At 57.0% G+C, this 24,315-nt stretch carries 24 protein-coding genes; 9 read left to right on the forward strand and 15 right to left on the reverse strand.

Annotated elements, in window-relative coordinates; all coding sequences use genetic code 11:
* Positions 1-9: 9 nt before the first annotated feature.
* Genes EKH79_RS03780 through EKH79_RS03795 form a run of 4 tightly spaced genes read right to left on the reverse strand, consistent with a single transcriptional unit; the run spans position 10 to position 3,500 of the window.
* Positions 10-603 carry a PqiC family protein gene (locus EKH79_RS03780; RefSeq protein WP_126672471.1) on the reverse strand — a complete coding sequence of 198 codons (594 nt, stop codon included), beginning with the start codon at positions 601-603 and terminating at the stop codon, positions 10-12.
* Positions 600-2,258 (reverse strand): PqiB family protein, encoded by a 1,659-nt coding sequence (locus tag EKH79_RS03785; protein WP_126672472.1) that lies wholly within the window; start codon positions 2,256-2,258, stop codon positions 600-602. The genes EKH79_RS03780 and EKH79_RS03785 overlap by 4 nt, the downstream gene beginning before the upstream one ends.
* Positions 2,251-2,880 carry a paraquat-inducible protein A gene (locus EKH79_RS03790; protein WP_126672473.1) on the reverse strand — a complete coding sequence of 210 codons (630 nt, stop codon included), beginning with the start codon at positions 2,878-2,880 and terminating at the stop codon, positions 2,251-2,253. Before EKH79_RS03790 ends, EKH79_RS03785 begins: the two co-directional genes overlap by 8 nt.
* Positions 2,880-3,500: a paraquat-inducible protein A gene (locus EKH79_RS03795; protein ID WP_199754128.1), complete on the reverse strand. Its 621-nt coding sequence runs from the start codon at positions 3,498-3,500 to the stop codon at positions 2,880-2,882. Before EKH79_RS03795 ends, EKH79_RS03790 begins: the two co-directional genes overlap by 1 nt.
* A 395-nt stretch (positions 3,501-3,895) precedes the next feature.
* Here EKH79_RS03795 and EKH79_RS03800 point away from each other — a divergent pair, with 395 nt between their 5' ends.
* The gene (locus EKH79_RS03800) at positions 3,896-4,378 is read left to right on the forward strand and encodes a hypothetical protein (protein WP_126672474.1); all 483 of its coding nucleotides are present in this window, start codon (positions 3,896-3,898) and stop codon (positions 4,376-4,378) included.
* 349 nt (positions 4,379-4,727) lie between these two features.
* Positions 4,728-6,254, forward strand: a complete 1,527-nt coding sequence (locus EKH79_RS03805) for an ArnT family glycosyltransferase (protein ID WP_233590170.1) — start codon at positions 4,728-4,730, stop codon at positions 6,252-6,254.
* A 131-nt stretch (positions 6,255-6,385) separates the two neighbouring features.
* On the opposite strand, the gene EKH79_RS03810 is transcribed toward EKH79_RS03805, so the two are convergent.
* Positions 6,386-6,781 carry a hypothetical protein gene (locus EKH79_RS03810; protein WP_148108997.1) on the reverse strand — a complete coding sequence of 132 codons (396 nt, stop codon included), beginning with the start codon at positions 6,779-6,781 and terminating at the stop codon, positions 6,386-6,388.
* 240 nt (positions 6,782-7,021) lie between these two features.
* Here EKH79_RS03810 and EKH79_RS03815 point away from each other — a divergent pair, with 240 nt between their 5' ends.
* Positions 7,022-7,876, forward strand: coding sequence for a PA4780 family RIO1-like protein kinase (locus EKH79_RS03815; RefSeq protein ID WP_126672476.1), 855 nt, complete (start codon positions 7,022-7,024; stop codon positions 7,874-7,876).
* A gap of 31 nt (positions 7,877-7,907) precedes the next feature.
* Here the strand turns inward: EKH79_RS03815 and EKH79_RS03820 are convergent, their stop codons facing one another.
* The 6 genes from EKH79_RS03820 to EKH79_RS03845 all read right to left on the reverse strand — a co-directional run bounded on the left by EKH79_RS03820 (position 7,908) and on the right by EKH79_RS03845 (position 14,543).
* Complete coding sequence (locus EKH79_RS03820; RefSeq protein ID WP_126672477.1) at positions 7,908-8,645, reverse strand: rRNA pseudouridine synthase; 738 nt, start codon at positions 8,643-8,645, stop codon at positions 7,908-7,910.
* A 110-nt stretch (positions 8,646-8,755) separates the two neighbouring features.
* A complete protein-coding gene (locus EKH79_RS03825) occupies positions 8,756-10,714 on the reverse strand; it encodes a S9 family peptidase (protein ID WP_233590171.1) in 1,959 nt (652 codons plus the stop codon).
* A 192-nt stretch (positions 10,715-10,906) separates the two neighbouring features.
* Positions 10,907-12,343 (reverse strand): aldehyde dehydrogenase family protein, encoded by a 1,437-nt coding sequence (locus EKH79_RS03830; protein WP_126672478.1) that lies wholly within the window; start codon positions 12,341-12,343, stop codon positions 10,907-10,909.
* Between the two features lie 250 nt (positions 12,344-12,593).
* Complete coding sequence (locus EKH79_RS03835) at positions 12,594-13,259, reverse strand: DUF3313 domain-containing protein (protein WP_158621194.1); 666 nt, start codon at positions 13,257-13,259, stop codon at positions 12,594-12,596.
* Between the two features lie 30 nt (positions 13,260-13,289).
* Positions 13,290-13,646 carry a hypothetical protein gene (locus tag EKH79_RS03840; protein WP_126672480.1) on the reverse strand — a complete coding sequence of 119 codons (357 nt, stop codon included), beginning with the start codon at positions 13,644-13,646 and terminating at the stop codon, positions 13,290-13,292.
* Positions 13,647-13,709: 63 nt separating this feature from the next.
* The gene (locus tag EKH79_RS03845) at positions 13,710-14,543 is read right to left on the reverse strand and encodes a sterol desaturase family protein (protein WP_199754129.1); all 834 of its coding nucleotides are present in this window, start codon (positions 14,541-14,543) and stop codon (positions 13,710-13,712) included.
* Between the two features lie 308 nt (positions 14,544-14,851).
* On the opposite strand from EKH79_RS03845, the gene EKH79_RS03850 reads away from it, so the two are divergent.
* The 3 genes from EKH79_RS03850 to EKH79_RS03860 all read left to right on the forward strand — a co-directional run bounded on the left by EKH79_RS03850 (position 14,852) and on the right by EKH79_RS03860 (position 17,321).
* The gene (locus EKH79_RS03850) at positions 14,852-15,574 is read left to right on the forward strand and encodes a response regulator (protein WP_126672481.1); all 723 of its coding nucleotides are present in this window, start codon (positions 14,852-14,854) and stop codon (positions 15,572-15,574) included.
* Positions 15,567-16,898 (forward strand): ATP-binding protein, encoded by a 1,332-nt coding sequence (locus EKH79_RS03855; RefSeq protein WP_158621195.1) that lies wholly within the window; start codon positions 15,567-15,569, stop codon positions 16,896-16,898. Before EKH79_RS03850 ends, EKH79_RS03855 begins: the two co-directional genes overlap by 8 nt.
* A gap of 135 nt (positions 16,899-17,033) precedes the next feature.
* Entirely contained in the window at positions 17,034-17,321 is a 288-nt protein-coding gene (locus EKH79_RS03860) for an EF-hand domain-containing protein (protein ID WP_126672483.1), read from the forward strand.
* A 482-nt stretch (positions 17,322-17,803) separates the two neighbouring features.
* Here EKH79_RS03860 and EKH79_RS03865 read toward each other — a convergent pair whose 3' ends face one another.
* Positions 17,804-18,340: a hypothetical protein gene (locus EKH79_RS03865; protein ID WP_126672484.1), complete on the reverse strand. Its 537-nt coding sequence runs from the start codon at positions 18,338-18,340 to the stop codon at positions 17,804-17,806.
* Between the two features lie 268 nt (positions 18,341-18,608).
* On the reverse strand, positions 18,609-19,823 hold the full coding sequence (locus EKH79_RS03870) for an MFS transporter (protein WP_126672485.1): 1,215 nt from the start codon (positions 19,821-19,823) through the stop codon (positions 18,609-18,611).
* Positions 19,824-20,031: 208 nt separating this feature from the next.
* On the opposite strand from EKH79_RS03870, the gene EKH79_RS03875 reads away from it, so the two are divergent.
* The gene (locus EKH79_RS03875) at positions 20,032-20,790 is read left to right on the forward strand and encodes a carbonic anhydrase (RefSeq protein ID WP_126672486.1); all 759 of its coding nucleotides are present in this window, start codon (positions 20,032-20,034) and stop codon (positions 20,788-20,790) included.
* A 107-nt stretch (positions 20,791-20,897) separates the two neighbouring features.
* Here the strand turns inward: EKH79_RS03875 and EKH79_RS03880 are convergent, their stop codons facing one another.
* Complete coding sequence (locus EKH79_RS03880; protein ID WP_126672487.1) at positions 20,898-21,962, reverse strand: alpha/beta fold hydrolase; 1,065 nt, start codon at positions 21,960-21,962, stop codon at positions 20,898-20,900.
* A gap of 219 nt (positions 21,963-22,181) precedes the next feature.
* Here EKH79_RS03880 and EKH79_RS03885 point away from each other — a divergent pair, with 219 nt between their 5' ends.
* On the forward strand, positions 22,182-22,835 hold the full coding sequence (locus EKH79_RS03885) for a glutathione S-transferase family protein (protein WP_126672488.1): 654 nt from the start codon (positions 22,182-22,184) through the stop codon (positions 22,833-22,835).
* A 365-nt stretch (positions 22,836-23,200) separates the two neighbouring features.
* Here the strand turns inward: EKH79_RS03885 and EKH79_RS18850 are convergent, their stop codons facing one another.
* Positions 23,201-23,365, reverse strand: coding sequence for a hypothetical protein (locus EKH79_RS18850; protein ID WP_158621196.1), 165 nt, complete (start codon positions 23,363-23,365; stop codon positions 23,201-23,203).
* A gap of 551 nt (positions 23,366-23,916) precedes the next feature.
* Here EKH79_RS18850 and EKH79_RS03890 point away from each other — a divergent pair.
* Complete coding sequence (locus tag EKH79_RS03890) at positions 23,917-24,300, forward strand: hypothetical protein (protein WP_148108998.1); 384 nt, start codon at positions 23,917-23,919, stop codon at positions 24,298-24,300.
* Positions 24,301-24,315 lie beyond the last annotated feature (15 nt).

Raw genomic sequence — 24,315 nt, forward strand, 5'->3', positions numbered from 1 at the left:
CGCACAGGATTAATGGTCCGGGCAAACGGGAACATGGCCACTCTCCATGGCAACTGCGGACAACGCCATGTCTCCCGCAAGAGAGCGAAAGACGCGTTGCTGGGCATCAACCAGGTCATCGATGCCACCCTCTGCATGTTCGAAGTAAACACGCTGGCATGACCACGACTTCGCTGCCTGCGCTTGATCCAAAGAAACCCACCAATTCGCCACAAGCTCGACGTGAGAGCCCACTGCAGCGTCAAGCTTTTGAATCTGAACACCTACATGCGGGATGGAGCGCGATGCATCGTCGACTCCTTGGACATCTTCCAAGCCGTAATCCTGTCTCCAGGCATTGTCCAAAGCGCCTCTGATTTCATCCGCCAAAGGAGCGGCCCATCGATCCTCCGATTCGCGGATCAAGGTATTTCCGTTCGCCCGAACCACCAATTGCTCGGTATCAACTTCTGCAGGGATCTGGACCGACGTCAACCGTGCCCTGAATTTCGAGGCCGACATTTCTGGATGGCCAATCGCCGGTTGTAGAGTGTGGTATCGCAGGTCAGTGGATGCACATCCCGCAAGGAGCGCTACCGCGATCACCAACGTATAGCGCTTCATGGATGACTACCTTGCGACGATGCGCCGCCGGAAGATTGGTTAGTAGGTGATGTGTTCGGACGACCGCGGACCAAGGACTCCGGATGCTCAGTCAAAAGATCCGACAAACCGCGCATCGAATAACTCAGCCGGGTCAGCTCGATGAGCAGCTGGTTGAGGTTCGTCTGCAGAGACGAATCGGGCTGCAATGCGCCATTTGCCGACTGGAACGTCAATGTCGCCTGCCCCAGGGTTGCGTGTGCCGAGGGAAGAGTTTGCGTATTAAGGAGGTTGAGCGTCTTCCCCAATTCAGCGACGTCGCGATCGACACCCTTGCCGATCGAATCAAAAGGCACCTTCTGAATTTTGTTAACGATCTCGGCCAACTGTTCTTGCAATTGGCTCAAACTGCCCGGGAAGGTGGGTATCGATAAAGGCCTGCGCTTTTCATCAAACGATATCGGGGGCGCGTGCGGAACAAAATCGAGCGATATATAAAGCTGCCCTGTAAGCAAATTCCCCGTGCGCGCTTGCGCCCTCAAGCCGTCCTTGACCATGGAATCGACAAAAGCAGCCACTTGCGCCTCATTGCCCTGATCGGACGGAAACTTGGCCAGCACAGGCCCCAGTCGATGCGTATACACAGCAAGATCGACCACAACACTGAACTTTCGGGTCGGTGGGTCGTAGTCGAGTGCTACCTTGCGCACGTCACCAACATTGACGCCAAAGAACTCGACCGCAGCTCCTTTCTCCAAACCTCGCAGGGCCTCAGGAAACCTGAGCTGGAAAAAGAGAGGAGTGCCTTCGCGATCGGACATCGCCATGTCTTGATCGACCGCTACCGGAAATGCCGTGTCCTGAGCGGCCTCGGTCAAATCCTTGGCGTCAGGCGCGTTATCAAATGCGATACCGCCCGACACGATGGTCGCCAACGATTGGGTTCGCATCTTCAGGCCGGCGGACGTCAGCGAAACATCCAGTCCGCTTGCATTCCAGAATCGCGTGGCGGCACTGACAAACTGATCGTAAGGCGCGCGAACAAAGACACGAATCGAAACGGTTTTCGTCGCACCATCGAGCGAGTAAGCAGATACCCTACCCACTTCGATGTGGCGAAAATACAAGGGCGAACCCACAGCAAGCGAATTCAGGTCATCCGTCTTCAATACAAAACTGCGCCCTTGCTCCCCGCTTGTGACCATCGGCGGGTTCTCGAGCGCGACATAGGATTTTTTCGCGTTGCGTAACGTGCCTGGATCAACCGCGATATACGCCCCGGACAGCAATGTATCGATCCCCGACACGCCGCCGGGGCCAATTTGCGGTCGCACAATCCAAAATTGCGTATCCGAGTGGAGCAAGCGTTGCGCGCTTCTCTGAAATTGCACGGTTGCCAGCACGCGGTTGTCATCATCGCTCAGTGCAACCGAACTGACTGTTCCGACGACAACTTCCTTGTACTTGACGAAAGTCTTGCCAGCCTGCAAACCGGAGGCGGAGTCGAAGGTGATGACGACAGAAGGCCCTTGCTGGAGCTTTGCATGGACCAGCATGCCAATACCAATGACCACCGCGATGAGAGGAATGAGCCACACAATCGGAGTGTGGCGTCTCTTTGGTTGAATACGCGGATCGCGAAACGATCCTGAAGCGGAAGCTGTAGGATCAACCATGAGCCACCTTTCGATCCCACGTTAAACGCCCATCGAAACTAAGCGCAGACATCATGGTCAACACCACCACCGATCCAAAGAAAACAATGCCGAGCCGCGGTTCGGCGACACCCAGCGCGTTGAATTGAATGAGCGCAGCCACAATGGCTACAACAAGCACATCGAGCATCGACCAGTAGCCAATCCCTTCGACAAATTTCAAAAGCCGCGTTTTACTGATCATTGCATGCTCTGTGGTCGTGCTATTGAGCAACAGAAAGCCCATGGCAATAAATTTGGTGCACGGAACTGCGACGCTCGCCAGAAAAATCAACAAAGCGATATCCCACGAACCGGATTCCCAAAACTCCATGATGCCGCCGATGATCGTGCTCTCGGCCTCATTACCTAACATCTTCGTGTACATCACAGGATAGATATTGGCGGGGATATACAGCACCAATGCGGCGAGAAGGTAGGCAGTCGAGCGTGCATGCGAGTTGTGTTTGCGAAGACTCAGCACGCTGCCGCATCGCATGCAATAAAGCGTTTCAATCTCGCAGCGGGATCGTCCGTCGCAGACCATTCCGCAGAGGCTGCATGAGAGCAAATCGAGTTCGTCAGCCCTGATCCCGTTTGGCATCACGGGTGCCTCTCAAACAACTGCCAAAGCTCGTCAGTGTCATGTGTCGTAATAACCACCATAAGTGGCGCAAGCAATGCGACAGACAGCACCCCTGCTCCTATCAGCACGTGGAGGTAGCTGGACAATTTAATGATGGCCACCAGCACCCCGAGCAAGAAGACCTCAGTCATTCCCCAGGGCCGGCTGAAATGAAGGCAACGCAAGATAGCCACGAAGTAAGGACACGCTTTGCCCGCCACGGCAAATGACAGCAGCCACAACAAAAGCGCAATTTGAAATCCGGGTATGCCGATAATGACGAATCCGGCGGCTATCGCCGTGGGCGTCCCGGGCCCTTGCGCCAGCGCCGAGATGCATTGCCATATCGTCGCTTCGCTTTGAAGGCCTTCAAAACTGATCAGTGCTACTGGAAACGTATTGGCAAAAATGAATAAGCATGCCGCCGTGATTGTCCATGCCAACCAGGCCCCGACGGACAGCAGCGAGCCCTTTCCAAGTCGTGAACCGCAGCGACTGCAGAAATAACTGGCGCCTTGCGCCATGGTCTGTCGAACGTAGACTTCGTCGCAATGTTCACAGAGCATGAGTTCGGGATAAACGCGCACTTCTTTACTCATGCGGACCCATCGTCTCTCGCAGAGGCATGAGTTCAGATTCTCGGTCTTGGATTGTCTGGCGCATCGCGTTCTCGTCGGGCTTTTCCAAGTCGCGCTGTCGCGGCGTACGACTAACGAAGTCCAAGGCAGCGGCCGAAAGCGCGAACAACGCGCTCATTCGATACACCACATCCCCAGTTCATCCTTCAATCTATTCCAACGGAGCGCCATCCCCCAATTGGGTTATTCGGATGAGTGTTAGCCTCAACGGCGCCTACTCAGCAAAGAGCACAATCATTCTCGCGGCGACAGTTTCATCCAATAAGGAGGAACGTATTCGCGGCAGCGTAACAAAAGGTGTTTGAGCGACTGGATGAACATCCTAACGACACCCAGAACCATACCTTGAGGTGTTCATGGAGACAGCATTAATCAGCGCGTTGTCTGCGCTTGCGGGATCTGCAATCGGGTCGCTCGCGCCTGTTTTAAGTAACGTGATTTTGCAGAGAAGCGTGACGCAAAGAGAATTCCTGACCAGGAGCGTGGCAGCAAGGGAATCTCTTTACTCCGAATTTATTGATCAAGCATCGCATTTGTATGTCAATTCGCTTACGCGGGACATGGAAGACTTTGAAAAACTGCTGCAAGTCTACGCACTGATCGGCCGAATGATGCTTACATCGTCCAGTGAAGTCGTGAAGGAAGCAGAGGAGCTTATGCGCAGAATAACGGCCAATTTTGCGCAAAAAAATTTGACATTGAGCGAACTTCAGAAGCATGCCGTGAATGCCGGGAAGTCGCCCATCGAGCCCTTCAGCCTGGCCTGCCGCATTGAACTGAACACCATCGTCAAAACCATGCACCTGCCCCGCTACAAGTTGCACCAAACGCGGCGCTGACAGCCAGGCGGAACCCTGTACTGCGGGCACCTACACGTCCATCGGGTCGAGCCTTTGGCGAAGAGGCATGAGCGCGCTGCTGAGCTCGCAAGCAGGCGGGTGAAAATCACCCGCACGGTTTTACTACGCCGTTTCTTCAGTATCTTGGCGAGAGGGACTGGCCGTGCAACGGACTCGACGCCGTGGGATGCCGGTGGTCGCGTCGTCCGCAACAACCATAGAGACGCTACCGCTAGTCCCTACCGGGCTGCCATTCGTCCCTGAGTCATGTCAATCCAACCCAATCCACTTAGCTCCGTAGCCGCTGACAAAGGAATATTCAGGCTCAGCCATCCAGGGGAACTCTATCGTGCATAGCCGTGACGCGCTCAACGCGCCAACAACCGCTTCTCGCTCGCCGCAGAGCATCATGCCTGTGCTGCTCATCGCCCTGCTCTTCGGCGCAGTCCACCTGTTGACCAACGGGCAATACGGCTTTCACCGGGATGAATTGCAATTCCTCAATGATGCGCAGCATATGGATTGGGGCTTTGTGCCTTACCCGCCGCTGACCGCCGCCGTAGAGCATCTGAGCATGAATATGTTCGGCCTGTCGCTCGTGGGGTTGCGGCTGATTTCGGTATTGGCACAGGTTCTGGTGATTGTGGTCAGCGGCCTTATGGCTCGCGACCTCGGCGGTGGTCGTTTGGCGCAAATCTTCGCGGCGGTCGCGGTAGCACTGTCGCCTGCGCCGATGTTTGACGCGACGGAATTTCAGTACACCTCGTTCGACATGCTGTGGTGGGTGCTTATCGCCTGGAGTGCGATTCGTTTACTGCGCGACAACGAACCTCGCTGGTGGATAGCGATTGGCCTATTTGCCGGCCTTGGACTGCAGACCAAGTATTCGGTCGTCTTCGAGCTTGCCGGTGTGTTGGTAGGCGTGCTGCTTACCGATGCACGGCGATATGTCGCGAGTGGTTGGTTCTGGGCAGGTGGTGCCACGGCGCTGGTTATATTTTCGCCCAACCTCGCGTGGCTCATCAGGCACGACTTCATTTCCTACCATTTCCTGCAAGGTATCCACGCACGCGACGTCAACGAGGGCCGCGCGAACGGCTTCCTGCGCGGCCAGTTTCTGGTAAATGCCAACCTGTTTGCCGCGCCTGTCTGGCTCGCAGGTCTGTTCGGGTACTTCAGCAACCGCCGCTATCGTATGCTTGCATGGATGTATGCGGTGCCTTTGCTACTGTTCCTGTTTGCGCAGGGGCGTTTCTATTACACCAGCGGTACGTATCCGATGCTGCTGGCCATGGGATCGGTTGTCGGGGAGCGATGGTTGCATACCATGCGTCCCGCATGGCGTGTCGGGATTGCCACGCTGCTATTTACGGGTGTCTCCGCTATCGGTCTCTATGCAGCGCTTTGCATCGTGCCACTGGCATCAAGCGGCCCATTGCGAGATTTCGCGCTGCGGAAGAATGGCGACTTGCGTGAAGAAATCGGCTGGAATGAGCTTGTCGCGCAGGTTGCTGCCATTCGTGATGCGCTACCGCCCGAACAGCGAGCCAATCTGGGCATTGCTGTTGGAAACTATGGCGAGTCTGGCGCCATCGCCCTCTTCGGGCAGAACTATCACCTGCCCAAGCCAATCACTAACGTCAATTCCGGGTGGCTACGTGGCTATCCGCAAACACCGCCCAGCACCTATATTGTGTTGGGAAGTTCGCGTGAGCGTGCCGATGAGCTGTTCACTGGTTGCCGCCTCGCCGGCCACGTGACCAACGCGTGGAGCGTGGTCAACGAAGAAAGCCAGTATCACCCCGACATCTTTGTGTGCGGCCCCACGCGCAAGCCGCTAGGTGAGCTTTGGAAATACGGCCCCGAATTTGGATGAGTCATCGCGCAAACGGTTAGGTGTCGGAAAAATGCACGCCGCCGAGCGGTGTCCGCGTTGGCTTGAAAGCAACCCTGCCCACGCCACGAAGAAAGCCAGCCGTCTTTTCACACAATGACTAACCTATGCGCCTACTTTCCTACTGCAGATCGCAGAGTTTGCACATCTGCTTCCAACAAGTAACGCTGGCGCGGCGGCGCCGGACTTGGCGCGTTGAAATACACCATCGCCGTACCATCTTTTGACTCGAATACATTCAATGAGCTTTGCCGGCCATCGGGCTCGCGCATGACGATGGCCATGGTAATGGGAGCCTGAGACGTTTCCATCAGTACCCTCCAGCCGGCATCGTGCGCTTTCATCCAACTCGACAGCCGCGCCACTTCTTGCGCGCTCAACGGTCCACCAGAAATGTGGGGGCCGTAGACAGACGCACTCGCAATGGAGGGCGTTTTGATGACGCTGTAACAACCCGCCAAAGCAAGCGCCAACACCATGTTGGCGGCAATTCTCGCTACGACTCGCATGATGGCCACCCGCTGTCGTGGTAGCTCAGTCTGCGCCGTCCGTGGATCGACGTGCAACGAAAAGACCTAGCCGAAGGCCAACGCATTATCCGATGCGTAACCCGAACGGACGTTCGCAGGTGTAAGGCCAGGGGTACCGCATGCAGGCATATCCATCTTACGATGGCCACGACCGCCCGAAAATGCGATGATTTGCGGTTAACCGCCGCCCCCGCGGCGCCAGCGACCCCTAGAGACACCGTGAAGACCCCCCAAGGCCTGCAGGCGCTGATCGATGACGGCGTCATTGATGAAGTGCTACGTCCGCTGAAGAGCGGCAAGGAAGCGGCTGTTTACCTTGTCCGTAGCGGCGACGACGTACGCTGCGCAAAGGTCTACAAGGACATGGCACAGCGCAGCTTCCAGCAACGCGTGCAGTATCAGGAAGGTCGCAAGGTACGCGGCAGTCGTGAAGCGCGTGCGATCGGCAAAGCTACCAAGTACGGGCGCAAACAGCAGGAAGCAGAGTGGAAGAACACCGAGGTTGATGCGCTCTATCAATTGCGCGTCGCTGGCATGCGTGTGCCTGAGCCGTACGGTTATTTCCACGGCGTGCTGCTGATGGAACTAGTCACCGATGCCGACGGTTTCTGCGCGCCACGCCTGGGTGAGATAGAACTCAGCTCAGAGAAAGCGCGTGAATACCATCGCGTGCTGGTACGGCAGGTGGTGCTGATGCTTTGCTGCGGGCTGATTCATGGCGATCTGTCCGCGTACAACGTGTTGGTCGGTGTAGATGGGCCGGTGGTGATCGACTTCCCGCAGGTCGTCAATGCCGCGGGCAACAATGCGGCGCGCACGATGCTGTTGCGTGACGTCAACAACCTCACCGCACATCTTGGACGTTGGGCACCCGAGCTGCTGGACACGTGGTACGGCGAGGAAATGTGGGCGTTGTTCCAGGCGGGCGAGCTGCAACCCGATACGGAACTGACCGGTGAATTCACGCCGGACGAAACCGAAGTCGATCTCGACAGCATTCGTCAGTCGATCAATGATGCACGCGAAGAAATGCTGATCCGGCAACAAGGCCGTGAAGCGGCAGCGGAAGACTAGAACCTGATCAAAGCGTCAGCGCGTCCCGGTCTCAGAATTTCTCGCCCACCGGCAGATAGCGCCACATCCCCGGCGGCATCGCACCGTTCGGGCCCTTGCCTAAGGGAACCTTGCCGATGCGCAATCGGCGGATCGATATGACGCCCAGCCCGACCTGCACGCACATGTCGCGTAGCTGTCCGTTTTGCACGCCTTTGATCGCGAAGCGCAGCCGAGTCTCATTCTGCCAACTGACCTTGCACGGCGGCAGCTGACGGCCGTTGAAACTCAGGCCGGCATTGAGCCGTTGCAGACCGTCGGGCGCGATCTCACCGCTGATTTCGACGACGTACTCGTGCTCGATAAGGCCGGCATCCTCGGTCAGGCGACGCCACACACGACCGTCCTGGGTCAACACCATCAAACCACTGGCCTCTGTGTCCAACGACACTGGCGACGTCAAACGATGAAAATGGCGCCGTAGCACACGCTCGCCGCTGGGATCATCCGGCCAGTGTGTCGCCGGCGTTACCAAGGTGCTGGCGGGTTTGTAAGCGTTGCTCGCGTCGAAGCCCGCTGGCTTGTGCAACACGATCGTGGCCGGCTCCACCGCATCAAGGCGAGCGTTAGGGTCGAGCTCGACGCGCTCGACAGTCACCTTGTGTTGCGGTGCCTCGATCACCTGCCCGTCCACCGACACCCAGCCGTTCTGGATAAATTGCTCGGCTTCGGCACGCGAAACGCCGAACAGCTCGGAGACACGATGAGTAAGTCGAACCGGAGCGGACATGGGAATGGCCAGGGAAACGTAGCGTGCAGTGTAACGGCCCCCAAGCTGCCGATGCGCGAGGCGCTAGACCTCCGCATCGGCTCCAAAGCGGACGGAATCGTTTCAGACCGTCAGTTCGCTTGTACACCAGGCCCGATGTTTTTTTCGAGAAAACTCTGCACATGGTTGTACATGTCCACGACATTCTCTTCCTTGTAGAAGCCGTGTCCTTCGTTAGGCTTGGTCAGCCATTCGTACGGCTTGTGCGCGGCTTCCAATGCCGCGCGCATCGCCTTGGCCTGTGCAAACGGCGCGCGTTCGTCTGCTTCGCCATGAATCAACAACACCGGCACATCGATCTTGTCGGCAAGCTTGTCGGGTGAATTGGCTGCCAATTCGGAAGGATCCTTACCGATAGCCTTCTCCAGATAACTTCTTCCGACCTTCAGATCCTTGGTGTCGCCTTTGTCGTACATCATGGCCAGATCGTAGATACCGGCTTCGCCGATCGCGCACTTGAACATGCCGGGCGCGCGGATCACCGTCATCATCGCCGAATAGCCACCAAAGCTGCCGCCAAACACGCAGACGCGCTTAGGATCGCCGTAGTGCTGCGCTTCGGCCCACTTCACGCCATCGATCAGATCTTGTTGAATGCGCGTTCCCCATTGGCGGTAGCCGGCACCCACAAACCCGGGGCCGCGACCGCCCGATCCGCGATAATTGACCTGCAAGACCAGATAGCCACGGCTTGCGAGGAACTGCGCATCGGTGTCGAAAAACCAGGTGTCCTGGATGTCGAACGGACCACCGTGCGGCAACAGCACCATGGGTAGGTTATTCATACTGACACCTTTGGGCACCGTAAGAATCGCTTCTAACGGCATACCGTCGCTGGCAGTGAAATGCATGGGCACGCGTGAACCCATTTTGTCGGGATCGATGCTTGCTTGTTCCGAAAACAGTGCCGTTATCTTTTTTGCTCTCATGTCGAACAAGTAATACGTGCCGGGATCGCGATCGCTGCTGACCTCGAAAATAAGCACGGTCCCGTCTTCGCTGAAGCTACTGAAATTGACAAACTGTTTCGGAAATTTGTCGCTCAACTTTTGGTAAATCTGCGCCAGCGGCTGATTGCCGTTAATAACGATCGGCGTCGGAATACCGGTAGTAGGCGCAGCGGCGATAGGTTCGTTTAGCGGCGTCCACTGCACGTAGCCGATACTGGCAAAGTCGTCCTTGGCCAGTAGCTTCGATGTGCTGCCATCCGCATCCGTTTGCATCAGCGAGAACGGGCCGCCTTTGGCGCTGGCGAATGCATATAAATGCTGCTTGTCTTGCGAAAAGGTAATGGGCTCGAAGCGCTCACTATGTTCGCCGTCGGCAAGCTGCACCCATTGACCGTTGTGCATGCGATAGACGACATAGTTATCGGACAAGTCAATGCCTCGCGCGTAGCGCACGTTGCCATCCGGATCCGTAGTGAAGTCCATATCGCCCACATTGATCTGGCCGATCAGGTGGCGAACGCCATTGTCGGCATTAACGTCGTACAGCCAGGTGTTCTTTTCGTCATCCCACATGTACGTCTGCATGTAGAAGTGACCGTTGGCTTTCGCTGGCAAGCTGGCGATGGTGGCATAGCCGTCATCGGCGATGCGATCCCGGCCACCGCGTCCGGATAGACCCCATTCGCGATTGAACATGGGTTGGATTCGCGTGCCGTCTGCGTCGGTGGCGATGATTTCGCCCAACCGCTGCGGGCGGTCGAGCGAGCCCACGAACTTAGCCAGTTCTACCACCAGGCGCTCTGACGATGTCCACTCAATGTCGTACGGAAGTTGGGGCCAGGGCAGTCGGAGCAGACTTTTCGGGTGGCTCATATCGTCGGTCTTGTAGACCGCTACGGCGTGGCCTTCGCCCTGCTCGACGGCTACCGCCAGATACTGCCCGTCGGGCGAAAGCCTGGGCATCGAATAACCCCCGCGTTGGGCGAAGGCCTCCACTGGCACTTGGTCGCCGGCAGCGGCGACGACAGGCATCAACAAACACAGCGCGACCGCAAAGGCGCGCGCACGTCCCTTCCCCATGTTTTTATCCCCTGTTTGCACACGAAGTGTCACACGGTCCGGCCAACCTGCCCCCAGGGCCGTCCGTGTGGAGCGAGTGTATACAAACCATCGCAGGCTGACAGTGCCCCGACGTGGCGAAGGGTGGTCCGAATCGGGTTTGAATGGCAGCAGCTGTCGCAGCGGTATTCGGCAATGCCAAACCAGTGCCGCTTATGGACTCACGCCAACAAACATCTTTTCGATCTGCATGTCATGGAACGTATAGGGAATGCCGCCGGTTCCAAGACCGGACTCACGCAAGCCCGCAAACGGCATCCAGTCGACGCGGAATGCCGTGTGTTCGTTGACCATGACTGCCGATGCATCCAGGCCATGATAAGCACGTATCGCTGTGTCGAAATCGCGTGTGAATACGGCAGCCTGGAATGCAACCGGTAACGAATTGGCCGCCTGGAACGCCTGCTCGATATCGTCATAGGGATACACGCACACGACCGGGCCGAAAACCTCCTTCTGACTGACCTCACAATCAGCTGGCGGTGCAAACAGTATCGTCGGGGCGTAGCACGTCTCTCCGACCGGCTTGCCTCCAGTCAGGAGTTCCGTGCCGGCCGTTACCGCGTTCTGCACCCAGGTGCTTACGCGATCCAGCTCTTTTCGGCGAATCAGCGGGCCCACATGGGTTTCGGCCTTAGTGGGATCGCCAACGACGAGAGCCTCTGCAGCCCGCGCCAAGCGATCAGCTACGTTTCTAACGATGGACTGATGTGCATAAACACGCTGCACAGACACGCAAACCTGGCCTGCGTGATAAAAGCCGCCCTTGATCAGTTTGGGTATGGCTTTGTCGAGGTCCGCATCGGCAGCCACGATCACCGGCGCGGCGCCGCCATGCTCGAGTGCGCAACGAACACCCGGTGCGAGCTGCGAGCGCAGCTTCCAGCCGACGGCAGCGCTTCCGATGAAGCTGAAGAATCCAACGCGTGCGTCCGTGACCAGGCGTGACGCAAGCTCATTGCTGTCCAGCACAATGGCTTGCCCCCACGCTTCGGGGAGCCCAGCCTTGCGCAAAATATCGATCAGCGTCAGGCAGCTTAGCGGCGTATCGGTCGCGGGTTTGACGATGAAGGGACACCCGGCAGCTACCGCAGGGCCAACCTGATGAACGATCAAGTTAAGCGGATGGTTGAATGCACTGACCGCCACCACTACTCCGATGGGTTCACGTTGCGTGAAGGCCATCCGATGAGCCGAACTCGCATTGATGTTCATCGGAATGACATGTCCACCGTTGCCACGGATGGCTTCCGCGCATGACAGGATGCCATCGATGGCCCGAGCGGTTTCCGCACGCGCATCGATCAGAGGCTTGCCTCCCTCTTCCGCGATCAACATGGCCAGATCTTCGGCCACGTCGATCATGCTTTGCGCTGTTCGCCTCAAGATGGCTTCGCGATCTGCCGCAGGGAGCCAGCCACGGCGATCTTTGAATAAGCGATGGGCGATCGTGAGCGCGCGCTCGATGTCGTCTCCAGCGGAGACACTGACCGTGCCCACCACCGAGCCCTCGAACGGCGATTTGATCTCGAGCGCCGGTTCCTTGCCGCTCGCCTCGGAAACCATGCTTTTGAAGTGACGTTCTTTCATGACGACAACCTGCCCGGCCAGAGGTCCGGCTAACAGTCTAGCGCGCCTGCGTAGGTCACAAATCTGTCGTCTATATGATTCATTCCTTGAACCTTTGATTCCCGGCCGTCGAAGCGCCCGCTCGACTAGCGGAAAAGCCGTGTCCACTTTGGGCCGAAAGCGGACACTTTCCGCAAATGGTTTCCATGACCGTGAAAGACAACGTTCGCCGACAACAAGTACGTGGCTTACAAGTTGACCATCCGTGTCGTCACTCAAGCTGCGCCAAGAATGTCTTAGCGCCTTTCTCGATACCTGTTTCGGCGGCACTCAACGTGCCCAGACTAGCCGATATATTTTCGGCAGCCGGGTATTGTTTCGCGACAAACGCCTTCAGCAATTGATTGCTTTGACTGTCATAGATTTCTACAGCATAGGTGACTGATCCGAGCGACCTGGCGGGTATGTCGGCGGCACTCCTCAGTGTGCCCAGTACCGCACCGACCGGCAGGATTTGCTTGACCGTGCTCAGCACCGGCACGCTGGCCGAAGCGCCGGTCAAGGTGAGATGGATCCTCAGCGTGTCGGGACCGGCCACCGATGTCAGCACATACTTCTGCCCGAGTGTTTGACTGAATTGCGTCTGCATGTAATCGGCGAGCTGTTGTCGTTCGGCTGTGCTCAACTTGCCGAACTGCTGATCTTCGCCGTTGTAAACCGTTACGGTATCGAGCATCACCTGCGTGTACCTGGAAAGCTGCGCGTCCGGTGCTGAGTAGTAGAGCGGGATATGTTTGTTTTGGCCTTGCGAGTTTGGCGCCAGCTGTGCGGTGGAATCGAGGTTGCGATATTGAACCGGCGAGGTCGCAACACAGCCCGCCATACCGACCATGCAAAGCACAGGCAACAAGCACCGCAGCACATTTCTTTTGATCATTGACGTAATCATTGACGGTCCCATCCCTGCTTACGGCACGTAGTAATACGTGGCGGGGTAATAGGTGGCGGGGTAATACGTGGTGGGCACATAGACCACCTTCGGCGCTGGATATGTGGTTACAACGGGTGTTGCATAGACCACGCGGACCGGCGGCGGAGAACCCGCTTTGATGGTGACGGTTGAAGGGGCGCTTCTCACCACGACGCTGCTGTAGCAACAGGGTGCGGGGTAGACGACATAAGGGCCGGTCGTACGCACCGTGGTGACGCTATAGCTCGGCGTGGCCGAACGAGTGACGACGACTGCGCCGGCATGCGCGGAAGAAAAACAGGTGCCGATTCCAACGGCCAATAACATGGCGAATGTGTAACGTGTCTTGTTCATGATGATGAGTTCTCGTAGGTAGAAGGGAAAATCACGCGGCGACACCGCGATGGATAAGCAGGATCAGGGACGACCCAACGCGATGCGTGCAGCGGCGTACCAGCTAGGCGCACGTCGCAGATCGGTCAGCAAGCGACGCCATTCGCCGAACACCAGGCCGAGCGGGTTATGTGTGCCAAGCGGGTGATCGAGGCCATAGCGCAGGGGCTCGTCTTTGCGTTCGGCGGCAAACGTGCCGAACATCCGATCGAAAATAATCAGCGCACCACCGTAGTTCTTGTCGATGTACGGTGCATTCGAGGCATGATGAATGCGGTGATGCGTCGGCGTGTTGAGAATCCATTCCAGCGGACCGAGGTTGACTCGCGCTTCGGTATGCAGGAAGAACTGAAAGCGAAGATCCAACGCCAGAAGAATGATGACCATGCGCGGATCGAAGCCCAACGCCATCACCGGCAGATACACCAGCCAACCGGCAGAGATCAGGTTCGTCCATCCCAGGCGAATGGCCGAGAGCAACGTCATCTCTTCAGGCGTGTGATGCACGGCATGACTGGCCCACAACCAGCGCACTTCGTGGCTAAAGCGGTGGTACCAGTAGTAGGCGAACTCCACGACAAAGAAGCCGATGACCCAGACGCGCCAGTCATGCATCGAGAAATGCCACGGCGCGAAGTGCCATACCAACGCAAACACCGGGGCGAGAGCCAGCGCAGTCAACGCGTCGGTAACGGTGTGGCCCAGGGCAATCAGCATGGTGCTGCCCGCGCTGCGAAAGTTGTAACCTTTGCCGGCAACGAGCAGGCGCCACAGCATTTCCAGCACCACCGTAATCATCGCCAGTGGCAGAAATCCCGGGATGTGGACCGAATGAGCGTGTTGAAGGAGGTTCGACATGACGGTTACTCAGAATGGGAGAAGTTGAGCGCTGGATGCCTTGCGCTTGATCAACAGTTTGGTCCCGACTCGTAACCTGGCGATGTCCGCAACCGCCGACTTTGTAACAGGTTGTTACAGCACCCAAGTGCCTGCTATGAATAGGAAAAATGGCGACCTGCGTGAGGATAACCGGGGTGGCAGGAACGATCAGGGCACCGTTTGGCACGATGATGAGATTCACATCCGACGGTCGCCGCCTGCGCCATGGCATACGGGTGGCATAATGCCCGCCACGTAACGCCGTACCACAGACGAGGAGACTGTCCGTGAACGAGCGCGCTCCGCGCATCATCGTGCTCGACGACGATGCCGAAATACGCAACATGCTGCGCCGCTATCTGACGGATAACGGCTTCGAGGTGCAGGCCATCGACAGCGCTGAGCAGCTTGATCGTCTCTTGCAGCGCGAACCGTTCGATGCCCTCGTGCTGGATTTGATGATGCCGGGCGAAGACGGGCTTTCGATCTGCCGTCGCCTGCGCGCAAGTGGGCAGACCATTCCCATTCTCATGCTGACAGCGCGCGGCGATTCCATCGATCGCATCATCGGCCTGGAAATGGGTGCGGACGATTACCTGCCAAAGACGTCCGATCCGCGAGAGCTGGTCGCACGGTTGAAGGCCATGCGCCGGCGCCAAAGCATGCTACACAGCACGCAAGTATGGGGTAATGACGAAGTCACCGAATTCGGCCCGTTTACGCTCAACATTTCGCGCATGGAGCTGCAGCGTGATGGTGCATCCATTCCGCTGACCAACATGGAATTCCAATTGCTGCGAGTCTTTGCCGCCAATCCGCGCCGGCCGATGAGCCGCGATCATCTGCAGGACAAAGTAAAGGGAAAAGATCACGAGGCGATGGACCGTGCGCTGGATGTGCAGATCTCGCGTCTGCGCCGCAAGATCGAAGACGATCCGGCCGCGCCCTGCTACATCCGCACAGTGTGGGGTGTCGGCTACATGTTCACGCCGGACGGTGGTCATGCTTAAGCTGCGCCTGTGGCCGCGCTCGCTGTTTGGCCGCAACCTGCTTCTGCTGCTGGGACTTATTGCGATCGCGCAGATGTCCACGATCGTTCTTTACGTTTTGCTGCAACGCCCCCGTGTCATGGAGGTGGCGCAGTTGGTCGCCACCCAGGTGAACGTGCTCGATGCAGCGCTATCACAGGTGCCCGCGACGGATCGCGACGCCTATGTGGCCCGTTTGAACCGGGCGGGTGCGCTTAGCGCTCAGCTCACCGAACCACCGCCCGACAATTTCGCATACCGCACGCCATTGGCGGACTTGTTCATTCGTGAAGTGCGACGGAACCTGGCCAAGGGCATCACCTTGCGCATGACAAATACTCCGCAACTCAGTATTTGGGCATACCTGAACATCAGCGGCGAGCGTTACTGGATAAAGTTTCCCGTCAACGCTTTGGTTCCCTATCGTTGGCTTACTTCCGCACTAGTCCTGTGGTTAAGCCTGGCACTGTCGGCAGCGCTTGGTGCCTTGTTGATCCAGCGGCGCATCAATCGCCCATTGCGCGACATTGCCAATGCCGCGCAGAACGTCGGTTCCGGCGCAAGACATGCGCGCTTGCCAACCTACGATGCAAGCGAACTGGCGATCGTCGCGAAACAGTTCAATGCCATGCTGGACAACCTGGAAGAGATGGAGTCGAGCCGAACCGTCATGCTCGCCGGCATTTCGCATGACATCCGATCCCCACTGGCCAAATTGCGGCTCACCCTGGCGCTGGACAAGCACGCCAGCGAACTGCCGGTGGGTCAATACATCGATCAGATCGATGCCATCATCGGTCAATTTATCGACTTCGGCCGTGTCGGTAGCGACGAACGCATTGTTGAAGGTGAATTGAACGCATTGGTGGAAGAGCTAGCGTCGGGATTCGCCAAGCGAGGCCACGTTTTCGCATTACGGCTCGAGCCGCTGCCGGTATGGCCATTCCGTCCCATCGCCATGATGCGGCTCGTGCAAAATCTGATGGAAAACGCGGTGAAGTATGCCGGGGTAGGCCTGGAGGTACACACCTATATGGAGCGCGACAACGCGGTGCTGGCTGTGCTCGATGCGGGTCCCGGCCTCGCGGAAGGCGATGAAGCACGCTTGCTTCAACCGTTCACACGAGGCGACGTGGGGCGCTCCAACACCAGCGGTTCGGGGCTCGGGCTGGCCATTGTCGATCGCGTTGCGCGCTTGCACGGAGGCCGTTTGCAATTGATTCGCCGACACCCCACAGGCATGGAAGCACGAGTGACGTTCTCGCTCGTCCCTTCGCCTGCCGATACGGCCTCCGCAGCGCTGTAACGACCTGAAACATTTGCGGCCATACCCGCAATATCCACCCAACATCTCGTGCGTAGCATGTCTTTCGTCGGCCGAACTTCCTCGCCGGCGCGGCCCGATCCGTGGCCGCTCCCCCACTCCATAGGTACTATTTATATGCGCAAGATCTATTCCATTTTCCTCGTTGCGATGCTGTCGCCAGTCGTCGCGTTCGCGGCCCCGCAAGCTTCCGCCAATTCTCCGCGTGCGCAGCAGATGATGCGCATGCTGGAGCAGCGATTCGCTGCCGCCGATACCAACCACGACGGCAAACTCACCCTGGCCGAAGCTCAAGCCGGCATGCCGCGCGTAGCGCAGCATTTCAGCGATATCGACACGAACCACCAGGGCTACATCACGCTCGACCAGATCAAGCTCTTCATGGCCAGTCGTGCTGGCAGCTGAGTTCGTCATGCGCGATTTCTAGTGCGCACTTTTTGGCAAGACGGCATCCCCCCTCCGATACCCTCCACACCCGGTGCCGTCTTGCCCCCTTTATGCCACCCGCGTATTACGCGGGTGTTTTTTTGCGCGCCCCCCCCGCGTTCGATGATCAAGCTTCGATGGATCGTTCAAGCGTGCGAAGTCGGCACCCGTAAGACGAGTATCGGCATTGACGAGGTCATTGCGAATGCAGCACGGATCATTTGATAACTGGGTTACACACGTTATCGCAACCTTGATTCGCGCAATTCGCGAAAGCCGAACACTGTCGCTTTTGTTCCGTTGCAGCGGATGTTCGGTCGCGGCGCGCATCGATGTCGTCAGATCAACATGTCGAGCGGTGTCCTGACACGACAACGGCGCTTCCGTTTCGGGAAGCGCCGCTGGCGTGACGTGTGGGTGTCGCGCGTCGTCGTTTCATGGATGGTGGCGACTGTGCTGTTTCAGTTGCCGTTCGGTCCGCTGCTACTGGGGCTGTAACCCTGGCCTTGCGTATAGCTGCCACTGTGGCTGTACGTCTGCCCGTCCGCATTGGTGGCGGTTGCGGTATGCGTGGTTACTCCATTGGACGTACTCGTCGACGTCGCGTAGCTACCATGCTGCCCGCTGCCACTAGACTGACTATTGCCGGACCAGGTGCCGTTGGCATCGCGCGAATACGCACCATTGCCCGAGAAGTTACCGCCCGACGCGGTATGGCCGGAATTGGAAAAACTGGCCTGTGCAGAGCCATTCGGATTGGCGTTATAACTGTTATGACCGCTGAAGCTGCCGCCATTTGCGCCATTAGCCCAATGGCGACCTTGATGCGCGGTGGAACCGCCTGACCAGTTCGTGTAACCGCCGCCGGCCGCGCTGCCGCGTGCACCATAAGCGCCCGTCCCATGGAAGCGTGTTTGTGCCGAAGTGTCAGTAGCCACGGCCAGCGCAGCGATCAGCGCGGCTGCCAATATTAATTTCAAAGTTGGTAATACTCGCATTTCAAATTCTCCTGCCTAAAAAAGGGACATCGACATGACTAGTCCCGACGAGGAGCAATTCTGGATGGCGGATTTAAATGAGTTATGTGAGAAACAACGAAAAATGTAAGAGTTTGTTTCAGCGCTGAATCATTGGCGCAAGACAATTTGCCGCACACGGGGACGCTGCGGCCCTTCCCGGGCCGTCCCCAGACATCATTTTCATTCAAAGTTTTCCTCGACCTAGCCGAGCTACGGCCACATTTGGTCGAAAGCGGGCCTCGCCGCCCTAACCAAGGGCTGCATCAGGCCTCAGTTTCCTCCGACAACCGCACCACAACGCCAACGATCCCGCAGAGATCGCTCCCAACAGCAAGAACGCTATGCGAAACCCAAACACGTCGGCGATGACACCACCGAGCAGCGGACTCAGCGCCGCGCCCATTCCCTGCATCGTCATCACTGCGCCTTGCCCGACGTTGACGTGACCCGTGCCTTGCAACACCGTCGCTACCATCGCCGGTACCGCCACACTTTGCAGGCCCGCACCGATACCATCGAGTGCCTGCACCGGCCACACGCCCCAGCTCGTGATGAGATAAGCGGCAGTCATGCCACGAATGGGCAATACAATGAAAGTCAGCAAGATGACGAACCAATGGCCGTATGTGCGCATCCAGCGAATGGCGAACACAGACATCAGCACCATGACGGTCTGAGCGACCACGATAGTCAATGCAGTGAACAAAGCAGGGTTGCCTTGATGTGCCGCTACGATTGCCATGCCGTACAACGGCAACATCGCGGCGTTTCCTAAATGAAAGAGCAGCAATGCCACGCCAAGGATAAGAAGTGGCTTGCATGTCACTAAGACACGTAAGCCCGATACCTGATTCGCGTGCGTGCCGGGTTTCTCCCAACCGCGCGCTGCACGATCGTCAATCGCGCGCGCAGGAATCAGCAGCACGCTCGTAATTGCAAAGATCGCAAACAACGCGGCCAAACCAAAGACCGCGATGAACCCGAACCTCCAACCCAGTACGCCTGATAACGCCGCTCCAATCACGTTGCCCGCGTGGTTGATCGCCTGATTGCGGCCGAATTGATAATCGAAACCTGCTTTGCGCACCATGCCCAGCGTGATTCCGGCTAGCGTTGGCCCGAGCGCGGCGCCTGCCAGCGCCGTTGCGATCTGCGACGACGCCACCACCACCTTCGCGGGTGACAGCAACAGTAGTGCCGATGCCAGCACCGTGAAGATGCTACTGATTACCACGAGCGTGCGTTTGCGATGAGTAGCGTCAACCAAGGCTCCGGCAGGTGCCGTAGCGATCATGCCGACAACGCCACCCAGCGTCATGACGGCGCCGATCGCGCCGGTATGCCAACCTCTGGCTTGCAGAAACACACCTAGAAAAGGACCGATGCCCGCTTGCACATCGGCCATGAAAAAGTTGAGGCATTCAAGCGCTCTAATGCCAGGCGTGGACCCGCGGGTCGTCATGGGGCAGCTATCACTACCGTGGCTGTTGCGATCAACAACCTATACGAGAGTGCGCGTTTGCGTTGTGTCGAATCCGCACGAAACAGCCCCACCAATAACGACCCATATCGCCGAATGCATTTTCACCTGAATTTCACCGAGTACGGTATTTATTGCAACCCACATTTAGTAATTCGCCAATCACGAAACAACTTCAGAGGCTCTGACTATGAGTGCTCACCCTGGCGATTGCTGTACGACCACTCAAACCGATACCCAGCGCCGGACGATACTCAAATCCGCGCTAGGCTTGGCTGCATTCACTGCAGTCAGTGGGTTGCCATGGATGATGCCGGAATTGGCCGAGGCCGCGGCGCTTACCAAAGAGCAACGCGATGCGATGACGCCCGATCAGATCATCGCATCCATGAAAGAAGGCAACGAACGTTTTCGCACTGGCAAACCGACGCCACACGATTATCTCGCACAAAAACGCGCGACCGTCGGCGGTCAGTATCCCGCAGCAATGATCCTTAGTTGCATTGATTCGCGTGCACCCGCCGAGATCATTCTCGATACCGGTATTGGTGAGACGTTCAACGGGCGCGTTGCCGGAAATATTTCCAATGACGACCTGCTGGGAAGCATGGAATTCGCCTGCGCCCTGGCGGGTGCCAAGGTCGTTCTGGTGATGGGCCATACGAGCTGCGGTGCCATCAAGGGCGCCATCGATGGCGCCAAGCTCGGCAACCTCACTGGCTTGCTCGACAAGATAAAACCATCCGTCGATGCGACCGTGTTCAACGGTGACCGCAGCAGCAAAAACGACTTATTCGTGGATGCTGTAGCGACGACCAACGTTCGCCACACTATCGAAGAAATCCGACGACGCAGCGACGTCCTTGCGGGACTTGAGAAGGACGGCAAGATCAAGATCGTCGGTTCGATGTACCACCTTGTTGGTGGCAGGGTCGAGTTTCTTAGCTGACGTTGGTTGCTACGGCTTCGACAAAGGGGCCACGAGTGACGTCCGCCATGGGTCGAGATCGGACATTGTTGACTTCAGCGGACGCCCCATTTATCGCAAGTATCAACCTAGTGCGCTGCAGATCTCCGCGCCGAGTCTATGACCTGACGAATGGCGTCAATCACGACGTCGGGACGTTCCTTCTGCACATAGTGCCGGCTTGCCACCTCGACGAACCGGCCGCGTGTCGACTCCTGTGAAATGGTGCGCATCTGATCCGCATTCCACGTCAGAAATTGCATTTGCTCGGCGGTCGGCGTGCCTTTAAACGTGGCTGACTTGAACCAATCGGCCGAGATGACAACCAGCGGCAGGTTGCCAAGAGAGTGTTCCGCTTGCGAAATGCTCAGCCCATCTGTCGAATCGCCTTCATTGTCGATGGGATAAAACAGGTTTTGTCTTTCGGAGAACAAGGTAGCCTGATACGCAGGCCGGCTCTCCATGGACCTGATCTCGTGCGATAGCGCCTGTTCGTTTGGGTCGTGCTGGACACCAAAATCGTCCAAACAATGCTGTGTGTCGACACCATCGGCTTGCAGAGCGTCTTGTCGAGCAAGGTGCTCACAGTTTTCCAATTGCTGCCCACGGGCGAGGTAATTTTCGTATTTGTGAACGTAATTCGATGTCGTTGCGAGCGCCAATTTTTCAGTGATGGTCGCATCTACAAGGACCAATCCCGCCACGCGATTCGTATGCTCGTAGGTGAAAAGCCGAGCATTCAACCCGCCGCGTGAGTGCCCTACAAGAATGACTTGATCGCCCAGATGTGCTCGATCAATCAACGCCAACATATCGTCGACAGATGCCTGGGCCGTCGCTATGCGATCAATAGAATCACTGAAGAAATAATTGGCACGATCATAGGAGCATGCGCGTGTCGTCTTCGCGATCTCTCCCTGCACCGTTCGCCAGCTCAATGTGCCGTCTCCGAGCCCGGAGTCAAAAAGTACAGTTGGCTGACCTTTCCCTACGCAATAAAGATTAAGGTGTCGCTCCCGCGCAACAAGAACAAGTTCTTGTGGATGCAGATATGCCGATACGGGAAGTGATTCTGCTGCCGCGGCGCCCGCGATAGGAGATATTGCCGAGCAAAGAATCAGTACAGCCTTGAATACTGAGCGAGCTTCAATCATTTCGGAGCCACGTCCTTTTGGGTATGGTTACTCCGATGTTTACCGCTGTTAGAAGGTTTAATTCGGGCCTTAACGATTGGATGCAAAGTACGGAGCCGGGGCATGTCGAATCGGTACCCATCCGTTCGTCATAGGTTAAACACGTCAAGGAGAATGACCCATAAGTAAGCGAATCCTCGACGCCTTGGCCGGCATCTATGCAATCAACGGAGTATTCCAATGAGTCCCATCATCACCGCTTTTGAGCAATCGCCCGACCGCGGCAAGGGCCTATCGCGCGACGTGCGCGTTCGCTGGGCACTTGAAGAAACGGGCCAGCCTTACGAGGTTCGTCTCCTTTCATTCAGCGCCATGAAAGAACCCGCACATCGCAAGCTTCAACCTTTTGGGCAGCTTCCCACCTATGAAGAGGGCGACCTCACTCTGTTCGAGTCGGGCGCCATCGTGTTGCATATCGCGGAAAGCCATGCGGGGTTGCTGCCGGAGGATGCAAATGCGCGAGCGCGTGCGATCACGTGGATGTTTGCTGCACTCAACACCGTAGAAGCGCCGGTCCTCGAACTTATAACCGCCAGGTTTCTGGAGAGCGACAAACCCTGGAGCAAGGAACGCCTGCCCCTGATCCAGGATCGCATTCGTCATCGGCTCCATCAACTTTCTGCTTACATGGGCGATGCCGAATGGCTCGATGGTGCGTTCAGCGCAGGCGACCTGTTGATGGCGTCGGTGCTGCTCAGACTAAGGTTATCGGGCATCCTGGACGAATTCGCGAACCTCGCAGCCTACGCTGCCCGCGCCGAAGCGCGGCCCGCATATCAACGTGCTTTCGCAGCGCAATTGGCGGTTTTTACTAGCCACTCGTCGACTGGTTGATCGGCCCGTTTCGGATCGAAAACAGACATTTTACCGAGCCTAATGCCCCCGAATGTTCAACCGTCGACCGAGCGAACGCCTCCGCGTAGTCGACGACGCGTTTTCCACCAAGCGTGCAACACCGCGATAAGACCGAAGCCAAGAAGCGCCCCTTGTAAAAAGTGTAGTGGGATAGGTTCGAGCCCAAAGTGCAGATACAGGCTCTTTGACCCCATTGCCACGGCAAGGCAAACCAATCCGATTGCTAGCAGTGTGCGGGTACGAGTATCGCTCTTACCGCTGAGATTCGTCACTATTTCCTCGGGCAAGCACGGTCCAAGAAGCACATGAAAAACGGCGACTATCTCGGCTTAAGCGAGCCAAGACTAAGCTTTTCTGGCGATACTGAGATATAGGACACCAATAGCAATAAACGCAGCGCCGATACCGCAAAACGCGACCTGTTTGCCGAAGAATGCGGCGATGAAAAACAAACATCCGCTTCCCATAAAAAGGTAGCCGCTGAGCTTTTTATTCGGTTGATTAGACACTTTAAGCCCTCTGTCTATGATGGCCAACTATCCATTAGACGTACGCGGACGTCCAATTAGGTTTGATGCGCGCCGGGTCGAGAATGGACCTTATGCGCCCATAGAGATTAGATCCTTGCTGAGAGTAGCGATCGTCGGTCCGCTGCGGTATATTGCGGGCGGCAGTGCAATGCTGCAATGCGCAAGGTCCAGCCTTTCCGCGCCAAATTAAAGCTAACCCAGCTAGCTTCCGGGATGCCAGCATCACCCCCGCAATACATAGGGGTCCACACGCACTTTGTCCGACTCAATCGCGAGTGCGGCACAGCCGCAACATTTAAGACGGAATACATATCCAGGCCGGTGCCGATAAAAGCGCACCGCAATTGCTAGCAGTGGTCCACTGATCACTCAGCGAAGCTTGGCAATGTCCGGGGACGCGTACTTGTCGCGTCATCGTGCCCCAATCGCCCACTTGTCGTGCCCAGCGATCCATAAGAAGTCGTCGAGTTCGGCGGCATCGCAAACAAATGAGCATCGACACCTAACCATCATCACAACGGAGAAATACAATGAGCAATAACAATCGTAACCTTGACGCATTTTCGATTGAATATGCAGACCTCGTCATGGCTGGAACTGACAATCCGTCAACAATCGACGCTCACGAACTGGCATCCTTACGCGACGCGTACGAACGCATGCGCGGCGGTGGGAAACTTACCAGTCAGTCGCAAGCTGAGGTGTTCGGTAGCATCTTGAGCACAGTTCACAAGTATCTAAGCGATGCAAACGCGATGCTTGGCGACAAGCTGGACATGATCGCAGCGCCTGTGAATGTCGAGCAGTTACGCAATGCACTGCTGGATGCCAACGCACTGCTAGCGGCATTGCGTTGCGACGTCGCTCGCATATTCGCCACCGCTACCGTATATGCGGCAATAAAGTCCGATTGAAACGGCTGGCGTCGT

Source organism: Dyella dinghuensis (assembly GCF_003977615.1).
In the GTDB taxonomy this organism is placed as follows: Bacteria; Pseudomonadota; Gammaproteobacteria; order Xanthomonadales; family Rhodanobacteraceae; genus Dyella_B; species Dyella_B dinghuensis.

What these genes read in the sequence shown, in the direction of transcription:
- EKH79_RS03880 (WP_126672487.1), bottom strand. Translation starts at nt 21,962, where the DNA reads ATGATTGAAGCTCGCTCAGTATTCAAGGCTGTACTGATTCTTTGCTCG.
- EKH79_RS03855 (WP_158621195.1), top strand. Translation starts at nt 15,567, where the DNA reads ATGCTTAAGCTGCGCCTGTGGCCGCGCTCGCTGTTTGGCCGCAACCTG.
- EKH79_RS03890 (WP_148108998.1), top strand. Translation starts at nt 23,917, where the DNA reads ATGAGCAATAACAATCGTAACCTTGACGCATTTTCGATTGAATATGCA.
- EKH79_RS03785 (WP_126672472.1), bottom strand. Translation starts at nt 2,258, where the DNA reads ATGGTTGATCCTACAGCTTCCGCTTCAGGATCGTTTCGCGATCCGCGT.
- EKH79_RS03795 (WP_199754128.1), bottom strand. Translation starts at nt 3,500, where the DNA reads ATGAGTAAAGAAGTGCGCGTTTATCCCGAACTCATGCTCTGTGAACAT.
- EKH79_RS03830 (WP_126672478.1), bottom strand. Translation starts at nt 12,343, where the DNA reads ATGAAAGAACGTCACTTCAAAAGCATGGTTTCCGAGGCGAGCGGCAAG.
- EKH79_RS03790 (WP_126672473.1), bottom strand. Translation starts at nt 2,880, where the DNA reads ATGCCAAACGGGATCAGGGCTGACGAACTCGATTTGCTCTCATGCAGC.
- EKH79_RS03825 (WP_233590171.1), bottom strand. Translation starts at nt 10,714, where the DNA reads ATGGGGAAGGGACGTGCGCGCGCCTTTGCGGTCGCGCTGTGTTTGTTG.
- EKH79_RS03875 (WP_126672486.1), top strand. Translation starts at nt 20,032, where the DNA reads ATGAGTGCTCACCCTGGCGATTGCTGTACGACCACTCAAACCGATACC.
- EKH79_RS03865 (WP_126672484.1), bottom strand. Translation starts at nt 18,340, where the DNA reads ATGCGAGTATTACCAACTTTGAAATTAATATTGGCAGCCGCGCTGATC.
- EKH79_RS03820 (WP_126672477.1), bottom strand. Translation starts at nt 8,645, where the DNA reads ATGTCCGCTCCGGTTCGACTTACTCATCGTGTCTCCGAGCTGTTCGGC.
- EKH79_RS03835 (WP_158621194.1), bottom strand. Translation starts at nt 13,259, where the DNA reads ATGATCAAAAGAAATGTGCTGCGGTGCTTGTTGCCTGTGCTTTGCATG.
- EKH79_RS03810 (WP_148108997.1), bottom strand. Translation starts at nt 6,781, where the DNA reads ATGCGAGTCGTAGCGAGAATTGCCGCCAACATGGTGTTGGCGCTTGCT.
- EKH79_RS03800 (WP_126672474.1), top strand. Translation starts at nt 3,896, where the DNA reads ATGGAGACAGCATTAATCAGCGCGTTGTCTGCGCTTGCGGGATCTGCA.
- EKH79_RS03885 (WP_126672488.1), top strand. Translation starts at nt 22,182, where the DNA reads ATGAGTCCCATCATCACCGCTTTTGAGCAATCGCCCGACCGCGGCAAG.
- EKH79_RS03780 (WP_126672471.1), bottom strand. Translation starts at nt 603, where the DNA reads ATGAAGCGCTATACGTTGGTGATCGCGGTAGCGCTCCTTGCGGGATGT.
- EKH79_RS03860 (WP_126672483.1), top strand. Translation starts at nt 17,034, where the DNA reads ATGCGCAAGATCTATTCCATTTTCCTCGTTGCGATGCTGTCGCCAGTC.
- EKH79_RS03845 (WP_199754129.1), bottom strand. Translation starts at nt 14,543, where the DNA reads ATGTCGAACCTCCTTCAACACGCTCATTCGGTCCACATCCCGGGATTT.
- EKH79_RS03870 (WP_126672485.1), bottom strand. Translation starts at nt 19,823, where the DNA reads ATGACGACCCGCGGGTCCACGCCTGGCATTAGAGCGCTTGAATGCCTC.
- EKH79_RS03840 (WP_126672480.1), bottom strand. Translation starts at nt 13,646, where the DNA reads ATGAACAAGACACGTTACACATTCGCCATGTTATTGGCCGTTGGAATC.